Source organism: Jiella soli (assembly GCF_020615385.1).
Taxonomy (GTDB): Bacteria; Pseudomonadota; Alphaproteobacteria; order Rhizobiales; family Rhizobiaceae; genus VKMB-3413.
The window spans coordinates 23426-38210 of sequence record NZ_JAJAVB010000014.1 but is presented as its reverse complement, the minus strand read 5'-3'; the positions used below and the strand labels follow the sequence as shown (position 1 = coordinate 38210).

The following is a 14785-nucleotide window of genomic DNA, read 5'->3' as shown; positions in this document are numbered from 1 at the left end:
TGGCGGGGCAGGATGCCGCGCCATCGAGCGCCCAGGAGGGAGACCATTATGGTGAGACGCGATTTCCTGGCGGCGAGCGCCGCCGCCGTGACCGCCGCGATCGGCGGCGGGTTGTTCTTCCGCTCGGCGACGGCCCGGGCGAAGGAGAGCTACCCAGTCTCGCTGAGCGAGGAGGAATGGCGCAAGAAGCTGACGCCGGAACAGTTCGCGGTGCTGCGCGAGGAGGCGACCGAGCGGCCCTTCTCGAGCCCGCTCAACAACAACAAGAGTTCCGGCCTCTATGTCTGTGCCGGCTGCGACACGCCGGTCTATTCCTCCGAGGCGAAGTTCGATTCCGGCACCGGCTGGCCGAGCTTCTGGGAGCCGGTCTCCGAGACCGCCGTCGGCACCCGTAGCGACTACAAGCTGATCCTGCCGCGCACCGAAGTGCATTGCGCGACCTGTGGCGGCCATCTCGGCCATGTCTTCAACGACGGTCCGCCGCCGACTGGCAAGCGGCATTGCATCAACGGCGTCGCGCTCAACTTCAGGGCCGGCGCGACGACGGCATCCTGACCCGATGTTGTGCGCCGGGCGCGGGCCCGCATGCCGGGCGATCTTACTGAAATCGAAAGGAATGCGCGCGAGCATTGGGAAGACCACGGGAAACGGGATGGATTGAAGCGTGAGGCGTGCGACGCCATATGATTGTCGGGACGGAGCGGCGCCGAATATGGGCCGCTTCGAGGAAAGTCGCTTTACCGAGGACTTTTGACACTGATGAGCCGTATGACGCCCTTCTCCAGTCCGCTTCTGCTCGGTTTCGACAGCGTCGAGAAGACGCTCGAGAGGATCGCGAAGGGCGGTGACGGATATCCGCCCTATAATATCGAGCGGATCCGCTCGAAGCCCTCTTCGAAAGAGGAGGGTCCGGAAGCCGCGCACGACCTGATCCGCATCACGCTGGCCGTCGCCGGGTTCCTGCCGGAGGATCTCGACGTCACCACCGAGGAGAATCAACTGATGATCCGCGGCCGGCAGAGCGAGGATGGCGAGCGGGAGTATCTCCACCGGGGGATCGCCGCGCGGCAGTTTCAGAAGTGCTTTCTGCTGGCCGACGGCATGCGGGTGATCGGTGCGCAGTTGAAGAACGGCCTTCTTTTGATCGATCTGGCGAAGCCTGAGCCCGAGCGCGTCGTCAGACGGATCGAAATCGCGGTCGCGGAATGACCGGATTTCGCGTTTGCCTGTCCAAGGAGACGGATATGAGTGAGAGTATCAACACCATCAGCCAGACCGATCTCGCCGCAATCGGCGAGGGGCATCTCGCCTATCTGCGCAAGATGTCGTCGGATGAGATCCGAGCGCGGTTTCCCGCCGCTCAGGCGATCCAGCCGGGTCTGAGCCTCTGGGCCCTGTTTTCCGCTGACGGAACGCCGCTCGCGGTGTCCGACGATCGCGGCAGCATCCTCGAGAGCGCGTTCGAAAACGAGCTGCAGACCGTCAGCATCCACTGACGATCCAGGCCGGACGCGGCTTCAGTCCCTTACAGGGTCTGGAGCCGCGTCCGCTTGGAGATGAAGCGTCCGATCGGTTCGCACGGACGGCGAGCCAGGCCAGGATCGAGAAAAAGTTCAAAACGCCGCAGTCCGGATGGGCTGCGGCGTTTTTCGTTTGGGCGCGATCAGGTGCCCCGGGCAGGCCGTGCCGGTTTTATCCGGCCGCCGAAATTGCGGCCGGCGCGCCTGTTTCAGCCGCTTCCGCATGCTCCGTGAAAACCCGACCGACGCCGATGAGGATCGGGCGGTCGACGCCGATCCGTCCGACGATGGCGCCGAGATTTTCCAGCGTCCCCGCGGCGCGGGTCTCGTCGTCGCGGGACAGGTTCGCCGCGACGGCCACCGGCGTATCGGCCGGCAGGCCGTGGGCGATCAGCCGATCGGCGATCTTCGCCGCCATGCGCCCGCCCATGTAGAAGATCGTCGTCGCATGGTCGTCGGCGAGAGCCGCCCATTCGAGATCCTCGGGCAGGCCGCCCTTCTTGGAATGGCCGGTGACGAAGCGGACCTGCTGCGCGCGGTCGCGGTGCGTGAGGGAGACGCCGAAGGCGGCGGCGAGGGCCGAGGCCGCGGTGATGCCCGGTACGATCGCGACGGGAATGTTTTCGCGGCGGAGTTCGTCGAGCTCCTCGCCGGCGCGGCCGAAGACGGAGACGTCGCCGGACTTCAGCCGCACAACATGCTTGCCGGCCTTCGCGAACCGGACCATCAGCGCGTTGATGTCTTCTTGGCGGCAGCTCTCACGCGCCGCGCGCTTGCCGACCAGCATGCGCTTGGCCTCGCGGCGCGCGAGCTCCAGGATGTCGTCGGAGACGAGATCGTCGAAGAGGATGACGTCCGCCGCCTGCAGTGCGCGCACGGCCTTCAGCGTCAGGAGTTCGGCTTCGCCGGGCCCGGCGCCGACCAGCGTCACGCGGCCGCCTGCCGCGGCCGAGTGGGCGAGATCGGCGACGAAGCCGCGGGCATCCTCCTCGGCGTTGGCGCCGGGCGAACGCGTGGTGAAGGCGCTGTCGGAAAAGCGCTCCCAGAAGGCGCGGCGCAAGGGGCCGGGCGCCAGCCGGTCCATCACCTCGCCGCGCACCTTCGAGGCGAGAGACGCCCAGCCGGCGAGCGCCGGCGGCATCAGCGTCTCGATCCGCCGGCGGATCGCCTGGCCGAGGATCGGCGCGGCGCCGTCGGTCGAGATGCCGACGACCACCGGGGAGCGGTTGACGATCGAGCCGAAGCGGAAGTCGCAATAGGCCGGCTTGTCGACCACATTGACCGGTACGCCTGCGGCCCGCGCGGCGCAGACGAAGGCCTGGGCCTCGGCTTCACTCTCGATGTCGCCGACGGCGATCGCCGCCCCGGTGAATATGTCCGTCGCCCAGGGGCGATCGTGATGGATGATCGTGCCGGAAACCGGCTCCGAGGCGAGGAAGTCCGCCATCTCGTCTCCGAGATCCTCGCGCGGTACGTAGAGCTCGACCGCGGCGCCGGTTGCGGTGAGGAGCTCGGCCTTCCACGCCGCGCCCGCGCCGCCGCCCGTCATCACCGCGCGCTTGCCCTTGAGGTCGAAGAAGACCGGCAGGGTGGCAAGTTCCCCCATGCGCTGCGAGCGGCCGCGGCTGTCTTCCGCCGTCTTCGCCTCAGTAAGGGTGAGGGCCGGAATGCCGCTGAGCCTCTGATCGGCCATGGTGTCGTCCTTCGGTGGTCCGGGTCGCGCTGCGGGTCGCCCGTTAGATAGGCCGTCCGGGCCCGGCTTGGCGAGGCCGGATTTTGCGCGGCCGGGCGCTCTTTGGAGATCCGATTGCGCTTCTTTCCCGCAATCGGCGAATGGGGTCACGCGGGAACGCGGGTGGTCGAACCTTCGCGTTCCCGCCCGCCGATCATGTCGCCTCAGGCCGCGGCCTGAGCCATCGCCGGCTCGTTCGAGGCGGTGAGGGACTTCTTCGGCGCGGTCTTCATGTGGGTCGCGTAGAGCATCAGGCCGGTGAAGGTCAGGCCGCCGACGAGATTGCCGATGACCGTCGGGATCTCATTCCAGACGAAGTAGTCGCCGACCGAGAAGGCGCCGCCCAGCATCAGCGCCGAGGGGAACAGGAACATGTTCACCACGGAATGCTCGAAGGCCATGGCGAAGAACAGCATGATCGGCATCCACATGGCGATCACCTTACCGGGCACCGATTTCGACATCATCGCGCCGACGACGCCGGTGGAAACCATCCAGTTGCAGAGCACGCCGCGAATGAACAGCGTCAGCATGCCGGCCGCGCCATGGGCCTCGTAGCCGAGCGTTCGGGCGACGCCGATGCCGGCGATCTTCTGGCCGACGGCGTCCGGCTCGGTGGTGAAGCCGAAGGTGAAGACGATCGCCATCATCAGCGCGACGGTGAAGGCGCCGGCGAAATTGCCCGCAAAGATGATGCCCCAGTGCTTGAGGACGCGGGGCAGCGTCACGCCCGGGCGCCTGTCGATGAGCGCCAAGGGCGTCAGCATGAAGACGCCCGTCAGAAGATCGTAGCCCATGAGATAGAGCATGCAGAAACCGACGGGGAAGAGGATCGCTCCGACGATCGGAATGCCGGTCTGGACGGTGACGGTGACCGCGAAGACGGCGGCGAGCGCCAGGATCGCGCCGGCCATATAGGCGCGGATCAAGGCGTCGCGGGTGGCCATTTCCAGCTTCTGCTGGCCGGCCTCGACCATCATCTTCACATAGTCTGGCGGTGATACGTAATCCATCGCGTCTTACCTTCTGATAGCCAATAAAAAAGCGCCCATCGCCGTCCCCCGGTGGAGGAAGACAGATGGACGCCGTTGCCCTGATAGTTCCGGAAGGATCGCCTCCCGGTCTTCGTCTGCTTGAAAGAGAATCGGTCCGGCGGGGTCTGCGTCGCTAGCGCGGCCTATCCGAAGGTCAGACCGCACGTCGTCTGCCGGAGGATGTTCGCCTGAAGACATCGCGGGATGTCCGGCCGACTTGCCGCCGGGACGATCGCCGATGAGATCTGCCCGCGTCCGTCGTTACACGCAGTGCACCGCAACAAGATGAGCGGAATCCGGGTTGGCAGTCAAGGGGAAACGTGCATCTTTTCAGGCATGCACAATATATGTGCAGTAGGCTGCTTGCGGATGCTGTCAGGCACCGGAAGGAAGACGCTGCAGTCGGCCGCTTCGCCGCTCACGCGCGGCCGCATGCGCCCGGCCGCATCCACAGGGTTTGGTGCGCTTTTCGCGTCAGTCCGCCGGCTCCAGCCGCAGCCACTCATAGCCATAAGCGGCGAGGCGGATGCGGGAATGGTTGCTGGCGCGGTCGATGTCGATGCCAGCCTGGAGCATGGGCCGCACCGCGTCATCTCCCACGACATGGCTGCAATCGATCTCGACCGGGCTGTCGGCGAGATTGTGCAGGGTGAGCACCCGGCCGCCGCGCCATTCGTAGAGGAGCGCGACGACGCTCGCCGGCGTGCCAGAGACGACCTGCGGCTGGCCCCAGCCGATCTCGGGGCAGCTGCGGCGCGCGCGGATCAGCCGCTGCGTCGTCGCGAACAGGCTGGCGGGGTCGACATGCTGGCCCATCGCGTGGACATGGGCGTAGGAGAACGGCCCGTCGGCGATCGGCAGGCGCACGCAGTCCTGCGGCCTTGCCGAGGAAAACCCGCCGTTCTTGCCCGGCGTCCACTGCATCGGCGTGCGCACGGCCTGGCGCTCGGGCAGGTCGAGATTGTCGCCCATGCCGATCTCGTCGCCATACCAGATGACCGGCGTTCCCGGCAGCGACAGCATCAGGCTCATCGCCATGGCGATGCGCCGCTCGTCGCCACCGAGCATGGCGGCGAGCCGGCGACGGATGCCGCGATCGTAGAGCTGCATCGACTTTTCCGGCCCGAAGGCGGCGAAGACCTCCTGGCGCTCGTCATCGGCAAGGCGGCCGAGATCGATCTCGTCGTGATTGCGCAGGAAGGTCGCCCACTGGCCGACGAGCGGGATATCGGGCAGGCCCTTCAGGAAGTCGCCGACCGCCCGGCCGTCGCCGCGCGCCAGCGCCAGGAAGAGCTTCTGGTTGAGCGGGAAGTTGAAGATGAGGTTCAGCCGGTCGCCGTCGCCGAAATAGTCGTTCGCCTGGTCCATCGGGACGTTCGCCTCGGCCAGCATGATCGCCTCGGCCCGGCGCCAGGACAGGAACTGTCGCATTTCGGTGAGGTAGTCATAGGGCGTGAGGCCGTCGCCCGGCTTTTTCAGGTCCTCGATGATGAAGGGCACAGCGTCGATGCGGAAGCCGGAGACGCCGAGCTGCAGCCAGTAGCCCATGATCCGCTGGATCTCCTCGCGCACCGCCGGATTGGCGATGTTGAGATCGGCCTGATGCTTGTAGAAGCGGTGGAAGTAATATTCGCCGCGCTTGCGGTCGAAGGTCCAGGTGGATTCCTGCACGCCCGGGAAGATCACGCCCTTGTCTGCGTCTTCGGGCTTCTCCTTCGACCAGACGTACCAGTCCCGGTATTTCGGATGCCCCTCGCGGCTCGCCTGGAACCAGGGATGATCGATCGAGGTGTGGTTGACGACGAGGTCGACGATCACCCTCAGCCCGCGATCCCTCGCCGCATTGGAAAATTCGACGAAATTTCCGAGCGTGCCGAGCCGCGGGTCGACGCCGTAATAGTCGGTGATGTCGTAGCCATTGTCGCGGTCGGGCGTCGGATAGAAGGGCAGGAGCCAGATGCAGTCGGCGCCCAGCGCCTCGATATGGTCGAGCCGGTCGGCGAGCCCCTGGAAGTCACCGACGCCGTCGCCGTCGGTGTCGAGGAAGGCGTCGACGTCGACGCAGTAGATGACGGCGTTCTTGTACCAGAGATTCAGCATCGCGCGCTCCTTCGCGAGGGGTGTGCGTGCGAGGAGATAGAGCGATGGGGCGAAACGGTGAGCCGGCAACGGGTCACCTGCTCCAGCGGTCCGCCGATGTCCGGGAATCGTCCGTGCGGGGGGACCGTGTTGCATGGTCGCGGGGCGCGGCCGGATCGGACGGTCATGACCACCGAGAGCATGGAACGCCCGAAGAGATGGTCTCTCTGCCGGGCTGTTCGGCGAGACCGGCCGGATGTCGGGACGACTGGACGGCCCGCCGGACGGATGTCGCCGTCCGGCGGGCCATCATTATTCAGCCGCTGTCAGAATTCTTCCCAGTCGTCCGCGGCGGGTTTCGGAGCGGCGCCGCCGGCTCCGGTCGTCTTCATCTGCCGGACGGGACGCTGAGGTGCCGGGCTGGACGGCGTCGTGGGACGTCGCTGCGCGGCCTTCTGCGGCTGCTGCCGGCTCCCCTGCGCCGCTGTCGTCTTGAACTGGCCCGTCAGCTCCGCAAGCTGTTCGGTCTCCTTGGCGAGCGTCTGTGCGGCGGCGGTCGCCTCTTCCACCATGGCCGCGTTCTGCTGGGTCACCTTGTCCATCTGATCGGCGGCCGAGGAGACCTCCTTGAGGCTCTCGCTCTGCTCGCGGGCGCTCTTGGCGATGTCGGCGACGATCGCCGACATGTCCGAGACCTGCGCGACGATCTCCTCCAGCGACTTGCCGGACGCGGTGACGAGTTCGACGCCCGATGCCACCTGTTGGCGCGAGGCGGAGATGAGACCCTTGATCTCCTTGGCCGCTTCGGCCGAGCGCTGGGCGAGCCCGCGAACCTCCTGGGCGACGACCGCGAAACCCTTGCCGGCCTCGCCGGCTCGCGCGGCCTCGACGCCCGCATTGAGCGCGAGAAGGTTGGTCTGGAAGGCGATTTCGTCGATCACGGAAATGATCTGGCCGATCTCGTCCGAGGACTTCTCGATCCTGGCCATGGCGGCGACCGCCTGGCCGACGATCTCGCCGCCCCGCTCGGCGTTCTTCTGTGCCAGCTTGGCGGAGTCCTGCGCACGCCCGGCGCCCTTGGCCGTGCCGTCGACGCCAGTGGTCACTTCGCCGAGCGCCGCGACGGTCTCCTCGAGGCTTGCCGCCTGTTGTTCGGTGCGGCGGGCGAGGTCGTTGGAGGCGACGTTGATCTCATCGAGGCCCACATGGATGGAGCCGACCGAGGATACCACCGAGCCGACGACGTCTTCGAGCGCCGTGATCGCCTTGTTGAACTGGCCGCAGATCTGTTCGAAGCCGGGCATGCGGCCGGGATCCATGCGGATCGTGAGATCGCCGTCGGCAAGCGCGGTGAAGGTCGGGCCGACCTGCCGGATGAACTCCTGCTTGGCCTCTTCCGTTGCCTCGATCTCGGCCTGCCGGCGCTGCTCGGCACCGATCCGGCGGGCTTCCTCCTGCTCAAGTTCCATGCGGCGCTTGTCGTCCTCCGCCTTTCGGAAGACGAGGAGGGCGCGCACCATGTCGCCGATCTCGTCCTTGCGGTTCGCGTCCGGCAGGCTGGCGCTGGTGTCGCCCTCGGCGAAACGGCGCATCGCCGAGGCGGTCATGCCGAGCGGGCCGGTGATCGAGCGGCCGACGACGAACAGGATGCCGGCGACGAGCAGGATGAGGATGCCCGCAGCGCCGAGCATGGCGTTGAGGGCGAGTGCGGAAACCCGATCGCTTGCCTCTTGCGCCGCGTCGCGCGCCCCGGAGACGCTCTTCTGCAGGGTCGAGAAGATCGGCTCGATCTTCTCGAAGGTGGCGCTGAGCTGCCTGCGCAGCTCCGACTCGGCCAGCGTCGTCCGCGCGAACGCCTGGAAGGTCTTGCCATAATTGGCCGCGTCTTCCATGGCGGAGCGATAGACCGCGGGCGTTCCGAATGTCGCCATCGGCAGCTGCCGGAAGTCCGCCAGCGCAGCGTTCAACCGCTCGACATATTTGGGGTCCTGACGAAGGATGAAATCCTTCTCGTGCCGCCGCATGGTCAGCATCATCACCTGGACCCGCGGGTCGCCGATCGCGTCCAGCGTGTCCTCGAGCGAATGGACCGACGTGCGCAGGGCTCCCTGCTCTCCGGAATTCTCGTCGAGACCGAGCGCTCGATTGGCCGCGACGGCCTCGGCGAAGGTCCGGGCATAGTCGTCGAAGATCCGAGCCATGGCGGCGACGTTGCCTGACGAGCCGGCCAGCTCCGACTCCTGCCCGACGAGAGCGTCGAGTGTCGCGAAATCCGCTTTCAGTTCGGCGGCGGTCTTGGCATGCGCCTCGACGTAGCGCTCGTCACTGCGCAGGAAGAAGTCCTTCTCGGCCCGGCGTTCCTCGAGCAGGTCGAGTTCGATCGCCGTCGTGAGCCGCTCGACCGCTTCGGCGCTCTCGGCAAGGCTCTCGTAGCCTGCCCGGATCTGCCGTTCGCCGACGAAGGTCGCGGCGAGGCACAACATACCGACGATGGAGACACCAGCGGCCAGGCCGATGCGCCGCGAGATATTCAGATCCGATAGTTTCACCGCACCATGCTCTTCGAAAGACAAAGAAGACTGTTAATAAGGCAGGCCAAGAATACTCGGCATCCTGCCTTTCGACCTAGGGCCAGCGGCTTAAGGAAGGGATAAGACGCAGCGACAGAACACCTCCTGCGGGCTTCTGTCGCAGCGTTTCTGGTTTTTCATGCGTAAGTTCGGGGCGCCATCTACGGTGGCCGCCCCGACGGGAGCTGCGCCATGACGGCTGCCTTAGGCCTGGGGCAGAAAGCGGGGAGGGAGCCAAGGACCGTCGGCTTCGCGGCCGCCGTCCTGCCGGGGTGAGGCTGGCACCGGCCCGCATGCAGCTATGCGGCGCTGCAAGGCAAAGCCGTAGCCGTGGTGGTGGTCGGGAACTGGATGCAGTCGATGCTCGGCATGCGAGGCAGGGCCGAGCATGGAAAAACGGACTTCCCGATCAGATCTCCGCCTCCGCGAACACCTCGGCCGCGAAGTCGAGGAACGCCCGTACGCGCGGGGACAGCTGCCGGTTCTGCGGGTAGAGCGCCGACAGCGGGGTCGGCGTCGGCGGATGGTCCGGCAGCACCTCGACGAGGGTTCCGCGCCGAAAATCCTCGGCAAGGCGGTAGTGGGGGGCCTGCACCAGTCCGAAGTCGAGCCGGGCGAGTTCGGCCATGACATCCGAGCCGTTGACGGTGATCGGGTTCGGCAGCACGATGCGGCGCACGCCCGCATCGACGGTGAATTCCAGCGGCATCAGCTCGCCCGTCCGGGACGAGACGAAGCCGATCATGGCATGGCCCTCCAGATCGTCCGGCCCTTTCGGCGTGCCGTGCTCCGCCAGGTATGCGGGGCTGGCCGCGGTCACCTCGCGGATCGTGGCGAGCCGGCGCATGATCATGCCGCTCTCCGTGGGCTCGCCCGCGCGCAGCACGCAATCGACCCCCTCGCGCACGAGATCGACGAGCCGGTCGCCGGCTCCGATGTGAAGGGCGATGCCGGGATGGCGTTCCAGGAATTGTGGCAGGCGCGGCAGCAGGAAGCGCTGCGCGAGGAGAGGATGGACGTCGATGCGCAGAAGCCCTGCCGGTCCTGCGCCGCGCAGGGCACCTTCGGCCTCCTCGACATCGGCAAGGATCGCCATGCAGCGGCGGTAGTAGGCCTCGCCGTCGAGGGTCGGCCGGACATGGCGGGTGGTGCGCTCCAGGAGCCGCGCGCCGAGCCGCGTTTCAAGCTGGCGTAGCGCCTCCGTCGCCGTCGACCGCGGCAGACCGAGATCGCTCGCGGCGGCTGTGAAGCTGCCGCGGTCGATGATCCGCACCAGGAGGCGCATCGTGTCGAGCCGGTCCATTGTTCGCTCCTGCCGAATTGTGGTGCCGGATTTGGCCGGATTATCGCGATCGGCAAGCAGATTATCTCCGGCGCATCGAAATCAACCGGAGCAATCGAGATGGCAGACGCGGACAGGAAGACGGCCATCGTCACCGGCGCATCGCGCGGCATCGGTGCCGCGATCGCCAAGAGACTGGCCAGCGACGGCTTCCAGGTCGTCGTGAGCTATGCGCATGGCCAAGAAGCCGCCGAAGCGGTCGTCCGCGAGATCGACGCGGCGGGTGGCATCGGCCTCGCCGCACAGGCGGACATCGGCGATCCGGCGGGCGTGCCGGCGCTCTTCGACGCCGCGGAAGCGGCGTTCGGCAGCGTCGACGTCCTCGTCAACAATGCCGGGATGATGATGCTCGGCGGACTGGCGGAGACCGACGACGAAAGCTTCGAGCGGCAGGTCGCCGTCAATCTCGGCGGCGTCTTCCGCGGCATGCGCGAGGCAGCGCGGCGGCTTCGCGACGGCGGACGGATCGTCAGCTTTTCCTCGAGCGTCGTCGGTTTCTACCAGCCGACCTACGGCGTCTACGCCGCCACCAAGGCGGCGGTCGAGGCGATGACCCATGTCCTCGCCAAGGAACTCGGGCCCCGGAAGATCACCGTCAACACCGTCGCGCCGGGCCCGGTCGGGACGGACATGTTCCTGACCGGCAAGAGCGAGGAGCTCGTGGCCTCGATCACCAGGCTCATTCCGCTCGGCCGTCTCGGCGAGCCGGAGGACATCGCCGGCCTCGTCGCCTTTCTCGCCGGCCCGGACAGCGGCTGGGTGAACGGCCAGGTCATCCGAGCCAATGGCGGCGCCATCTGACCTTTCGCTCCCGATGACCCTGTCTCGCCGCCGGTGACCCTGATCGGCGGCGGCCCGACCAGATGATCGTGCACACCCATCCAACCTTTCACACTCGGAGAAACACCATGCCCTTCGCCAATTTCAAGACGCCCCAGGGCGCGCTCAACAAGGCCCAGAAGGAGGAGATCGTCCACCGCACGACCGCGATGTTCGTCGAATATTTCGGCGAGGCGGCGCGGCCGCACGTCATGGTGCTGATCGAGGAGATTGCGGACGGCGGCTATGGCCGTGCCGACGAGGTGTTCGTGATCCCGCCGGAGTACCGCGCCCTTCCGGACGCCTGACGAACGCCGCTTCCCGTCGAGAGGACGGCGTTTTCCTAGCGCTTCCAGAAATCCGGCAGGAGCACGACATAGACGGTGGCCAGTTCCAGCCGGCCGAGCAACATCGCCGCCATCACCACCCATTTGGCGGCCTCCGGCACATGGCCGAAATTCGTCGCCGGGCCGACGACCGGCCCGAGTCCCGGCCCGGCGTTCGCCATCCCCTGCGCCACAGCGGAGGTCGAAGACAGGAAGTCGAGGCCGGTCGCCATCGCCGCCAGGGACAGGACGACGAAGGTGATGAGATACATGAAGAAGAAATTGCGCACGGCGGCGATCGTGTCTCCGTCGATCTGCTTCTGCTGGTAGCGCAGGACCAGGATTCGGCTCGGCGAGAGCGTCGTCTTGAGATGCCGGAGCGCGCTGACGAACAGGATCTGCCAGCGGAAGATCTTGATCGCCCCGGCGGTCGAGCCGGCGCAGCCGCCGATGAAGTAGAGGACGAAGAAAAGTCCGATGGCGAAGCTGCCCCAGGTCGAGAAGTCGGTGGTGGCAAAGCCGGTATCGGTGAGGACCGAGGTGACGTTGAAGGCCGAGACCCGGAGCGCGAGGAACGGCTCCATCCCCTGCGAGATGTTCCAGACGGTCGCGGCGCCGATGGCGACGGCGAGCACCTTCAGGAAGCCGAAGACCTGCCCGTCCTCCAGGATCGCGCGGCGGCCGCGCATCAGGAGGCTTGCATAGACGACGAGCGGCAGCGCGCCGGCGGTCATGAAGACGATCAGCACGACTTCGATTCCGACGGAATTGTAGAAGCCGACCGAGGCATCCTTGGTCGAGAAGCCGCCGGTGGCGATCGCCGCCATGGCGTGGTTGACGGCGTCGAACGCCCCCATGCCGGCGACCATCAGCCCGGCCGTGCAGGCGAGCGTCAGCCCGACATAGACCGCGCCGATCGCTCGGGCGAACTGGCCGACGCGTGGAAAGGTCTTGCCGGAGACGTCGGAGGATTCCGACAGGAAGAGCTGCATGCCCCCGACATGGAGAAGCGGCAGCATGGCGAGCGCCATGACGACGATGCCGATGCCGCCGATCCACTGGAGGAGCGAGCGCCAGAGGAGAAGGCCGGGCGCCGTCGTGTCGAGGCCGGAAAGCACCGTCGCCCCGGTGGTGGTGAGGCCGGACACGGTCTCGAACAGGGCGTCGGTCATCGAGATGTTCAGCGAGGAGACCGCGAGCGGCAGCGACCCGAAGAAGCTGACCGAGAGCCAGGCGGTGAGCGTGATCAGATAGCCGGTGCGGCGGTCGAGCGTGCCCGTCCTGTGCTGCCGGAAGGCGGCGGCGAACAGGCTGCCGGTGCCCCCGACGAGGAGGGCGCAGATGACGAAGTTCTCCGCATCGCGATTGTTGGTGCCGAAGTCGACGAGGGCCGGCACCAGCATGGAGGCACCGAGACCGATCAGGAGGAGCCCGTTGACGAATATCGCGAACTGGGCATGAGAGCGAAAATAGGTGCTGACTGGCGAGGACATGTCGGACGGCCTTCGGGACGTCGCCTCGGACCCGGCGCGACGGCCGCCGCCGGGGACGGCAACGAGCCTCTTAGGTGCCAGCCGCCGCCCTGTCACACGGAAAATACTGCACTGCGAAAATAGCTTCGCCTGTGTGCGAAAACCGGCACGCCGTGGTTCGGCCGCCGCACGCTGCCCCGCCCAGCTCTTGGGCAGGGCGACGGCCTGCCGTCAGGCCCCCTTGCGCCGATGTGCCTCCGCGGTGCGCGCCTTTATCTCGCGCAGCGTCGTCAGCTCTTCCTCAGTTGGAGGCGGTGTCTCCTCGACATCGTCCCGGTAGCGAATGTCCCAGCCGCAGCTGTCGGCGATCTCATCCCGGGTGACGCCGGGATGGATCGCGTTCACCTCGAATTCCTTGGTCTCGGGATTGGGCCGCCAGAGCGCCAGGTCGGTGACGAGCAGCGTCGGCCCCTTGGTGGTGATGCCGCGATCCTGGCGATCGGTGCCGCCCTTGCCGTGGCCGAAGGAGGTGAAGAAGTCGATCGCCTTCACCATGCCGCGCTTCGCCTGCTTCATGGTGATGAACACCTCGCCGCAGGAGGAGGCGATTTCCGGCGCGCCGCCGCCCCCGGGAAGCCGCGTCTTGGGATGGGCGTAGTCGCCGATGACGGTGGTGTTGATGTTGCCGAAGGGATCGAGCTGGGCCGCGCCGAGAAAGCCGACGGTGATCCGCCCGCCCTGCAGCCAGTAGCGGAACATCTCCGGCACGGAGACGGTGGTGAGTGCGGTCTCGCAGAGCTCGCCGTCGCCGATCGAGAGCGGCAGGACGCTCGGCGCCGTGCCGATCGTGCCGGATTCGTAGATCAGCGTGATGTCCGGCGCATGCGTCAGCCGCGCCACATTGCAGGCGGCGGACGGCGCGCCGATTCCGACGAAGCAGACGTCGTCGTTGGAGAGCGCGCGGGCGGCGGCGATGGTCATCATCTCGTCGGGGGTGAAGTCGGTCGCGGCCATCACATCTTCCCCCTCAGCTCGGCGACGCGCTCGGCAAAGGCCTCGGGGCCGACCGCCATGACGTTCTCGTCGATCCAGCCGCGGAAGCTGTCCATGTCGGCTGCGATCCTGTCCCAGTCGAGATAGGCGGCGTTGTCGCGGCCGTAATAGCCGCGGGCATAGGAGGGATGCGCCCCGCCCGGCACGGCGGCGATCGCCGTCACCGTCCAACCCGGCAGGACGGTGAGGTTCGGGTGGATGTCGCCGAGATCGTCGACGATCTCCTCCACCGTGACGACCGAGCGCTTGGCCGCGAGCACGGCCTCCTTCTGAACGCCCAGAATGCCCTCGATCAGGACGTTGCCCTTCCTGTCCGCCTTCTGCGCGTGGATCACCGCGACATCGGGCCGGATCGCCGGCACGGCGGCGAGCACCTCGCCGGTGAAGGGGCAGGTGACCTCCCGGATGTTCGGGTTGACGTCCTTCAGCCCAGCGCCCTTGTAGCCGCGGAAGACGGCGAGAGGCAGGCCCGCCGCGCCCGCCTCATAGGCGTTGGCCATCGCCGCGTGGCTGTGCTCCTCGATCTCGAGCGGGCGGGGAACCGAGTTCTCGACCGCGTCCCGCAGCCGGCGCAGGAGCCCGACGCCCGGATTGCCGGCATAGGAGAAGACGAGCTTCTTCACGAGGCCGCAGCCGATCAGCTGGTCGTAGACGATATCAGGCGTCATGCGGATCAGCGTCAGATCGCCGATCCCCTGGCGGATGACCTCGTGCGCTGCCGCATGGGGAATGAGATGGGTGAAGCCCTCGAAGGCGACGCTGTCCCCGGGCTTCACATTCTCGGCGATCGCCTCTTGCAGAGACTTTACTGTGGCCATGATCTGGGTCGTGGTTCTTT

General features: G+C 66.9%; 13 protein-coding genes. 5 read left to right on the top strand and 8 right to left on the bottom strand.

Going from position 1 to position 14785, the window contains the following annotated elements:
• The first annotated feature begins 48 nt into the window (after nt 1–48).
• The 3 genes from msrB (at nt 49) to LH400_RS07755 (ending at nt 1496) form a co-directional block, all read left to right on the top strand.
• Nucleotides 49–555 carry a peptide-methionine (R)-S-oxide reductase MsrB gene (msrB, locus tag LH400_RS07765; protein ID WP_229152106.1) on the top strand — a complete coding sequence of 169 codons (507 nt, stop codon included), beginning with the start codon at nt 49–51 and terminating at the stop codon, nt 553–555.
• A 204-nt stretch (nt 556–759) separates the two neighbouring features.
• Entirely contained in the window at nt 760–1209 is a 450-nt protein-coding gene (locus tag LH400_RS07760; RefSeq protein ID WP_229152105.1) for an Hsp20 family protein, read from the top strand.
• Between the two features lie 35 nt (nt 1210–1244).
• Complete coding sequence (locus LH400_RS07755) at nt 1245–1496, top strand: BQ00720 family protein (RefSeq protein ID WP_229152104.1); 252 nt, start codon at nt 1245–1247, stop codon at nt 1494–1496.
• Nucleotides 1497–1692: 196 nt separating this feature from the next.
• Here the strand turns inward: LH400_RS07755 and cysG are convergent, their stop codons facing one another.
• The 5 genes from cysG to LH400_RS07730 all read right to left on the bottom strand — a co-directional run bounded on the left by cysG (nt 1693) and on the right by LH400_RS07730 (nt 10238).
• Nucleotides 1693–3126 (bottom strand): siroheme synthase CysG, encoded by a 1434-nt coding sequence (gene cysG, locus LH400_RS07750; protein ID WP_229152238.1) that lies wholly within the window; start codon nt 3124–3126, stop codon nt 1693–1695.
• Between the two features lie 290 nt (nt 3127–3416).
• On the bottom strand, nt 3417–4265 hold the full coding sequence (locus tag LH400_RS07745; protein WP_229152103.1) for a formate/nitrite transporter family protein: 849 nt from the start codon (nt 4263–4265) through the stop codon (nt 3417–3419).
• A gap of 495 nt (nt 4266–4760) precedes the next feature.
• Nucleotides 4761–6386 (bottom strand): alpha-amylase family protein, encoded by a 1626-nt coding sequence (locus LH400_RS07740; protein ID WP_229152102.1) that lies wholly within the window; start codon nt 6384–6386, stop codon nt 4761–4763.
• Between the two features lie 305 nt (nt 6387–6691).
• Nucleotides 6692–8914: a methyl-accepting chemotaxis protein gene (locus LH400_RS07735; RefSeq protein WP_229152101.1), complete on the bottom strand. Its 2223-nt coding sequence runs from the start codon at nt 8912–8914 to the stop codon at nt 6692–6694.
• A 430-nt stretch (nt 8915–9344) separates the two neighbouring features.
• Nucleotides 9345–10238: a LysR family transcriptional regulator gene (locus tag LH400_RS07730; protein WP_229152100.1), complete on the bottom strand. Its 894-nt coding sequence runs from the start codon at nt 10236–10238 to the stop codon at nt 9345–9347.
• Nucleotides 10239–10337: 99 nt separating this feature from the next.
• Between LH400_RS07730 and LH400_RS07725 the strand changes: the two genes are divergently transcribed.
• Complete coding sequence (locus LH400_RS07725; protein ID WP_229152099.1) at nt 10338–11078, top strand: SDR family oxidoreductase; 741 nt, start codon at nt 10338–10340, stop codon at nt 11076–11078.
• Between the two features lie 107 nt (nt 11079–11185).
• Nucleotides 11186–11404, top strand: coding sequence for a tautomerase family protein (locus tag LH400_RS07720; protein ID WP_229152098.1), 219 nt, complete (start codon nt 11186–11188; stop codon nt 11402–11404).
• 35 nt (nt 11405–11439) lie between these two features.
• Here the strand turns inward: LH400_RS07720 and LH400_RS07715 are convergent, their stop codons facing one another.
• From LH400_RS07715 to LH400_RS07705, 3 genes are all read right to left on the bottom strand, one after another.
• Nucleotides 11440–12915: a TrkH family potassium uptake protein gene (locus tag LH400_RS07715; RefSeq protein WP_229152097.1), complete on the bottom strand. Its 1476-nt coding sequence runs from the start codon at nt 12913–12915 to the stop codon at nt 11440–11442.
• Between the two features lie 210 nt (nt 12916–13125).
• Nucleotides 13126–13908 (bottom strand): CoA-transferase subunit beta, encoded by a 783-nt coding sequence (locus LH400_RS07710; protein ID WP_229152096.1) that lies wholly within the window; start codon nt 13906–13908, stop codon nt 13126–13128.
• Nucleotides 13908–14765, bottom strand: coding sequence for a CoA transferase subunit A (locus tag LH400_RS07705; protein WP_229152095.1), 858 nt, complete (start codon nt 14763–14765; stop codon nt 13908–13910). The genes LH400_RS07710 and LH400_RS07705 overlap by 1 nt, the downstream gene beginning before the upstream one ends.
• Between the last annotated feature and the right edge of the window lie 20 nt (nt 14766–14785).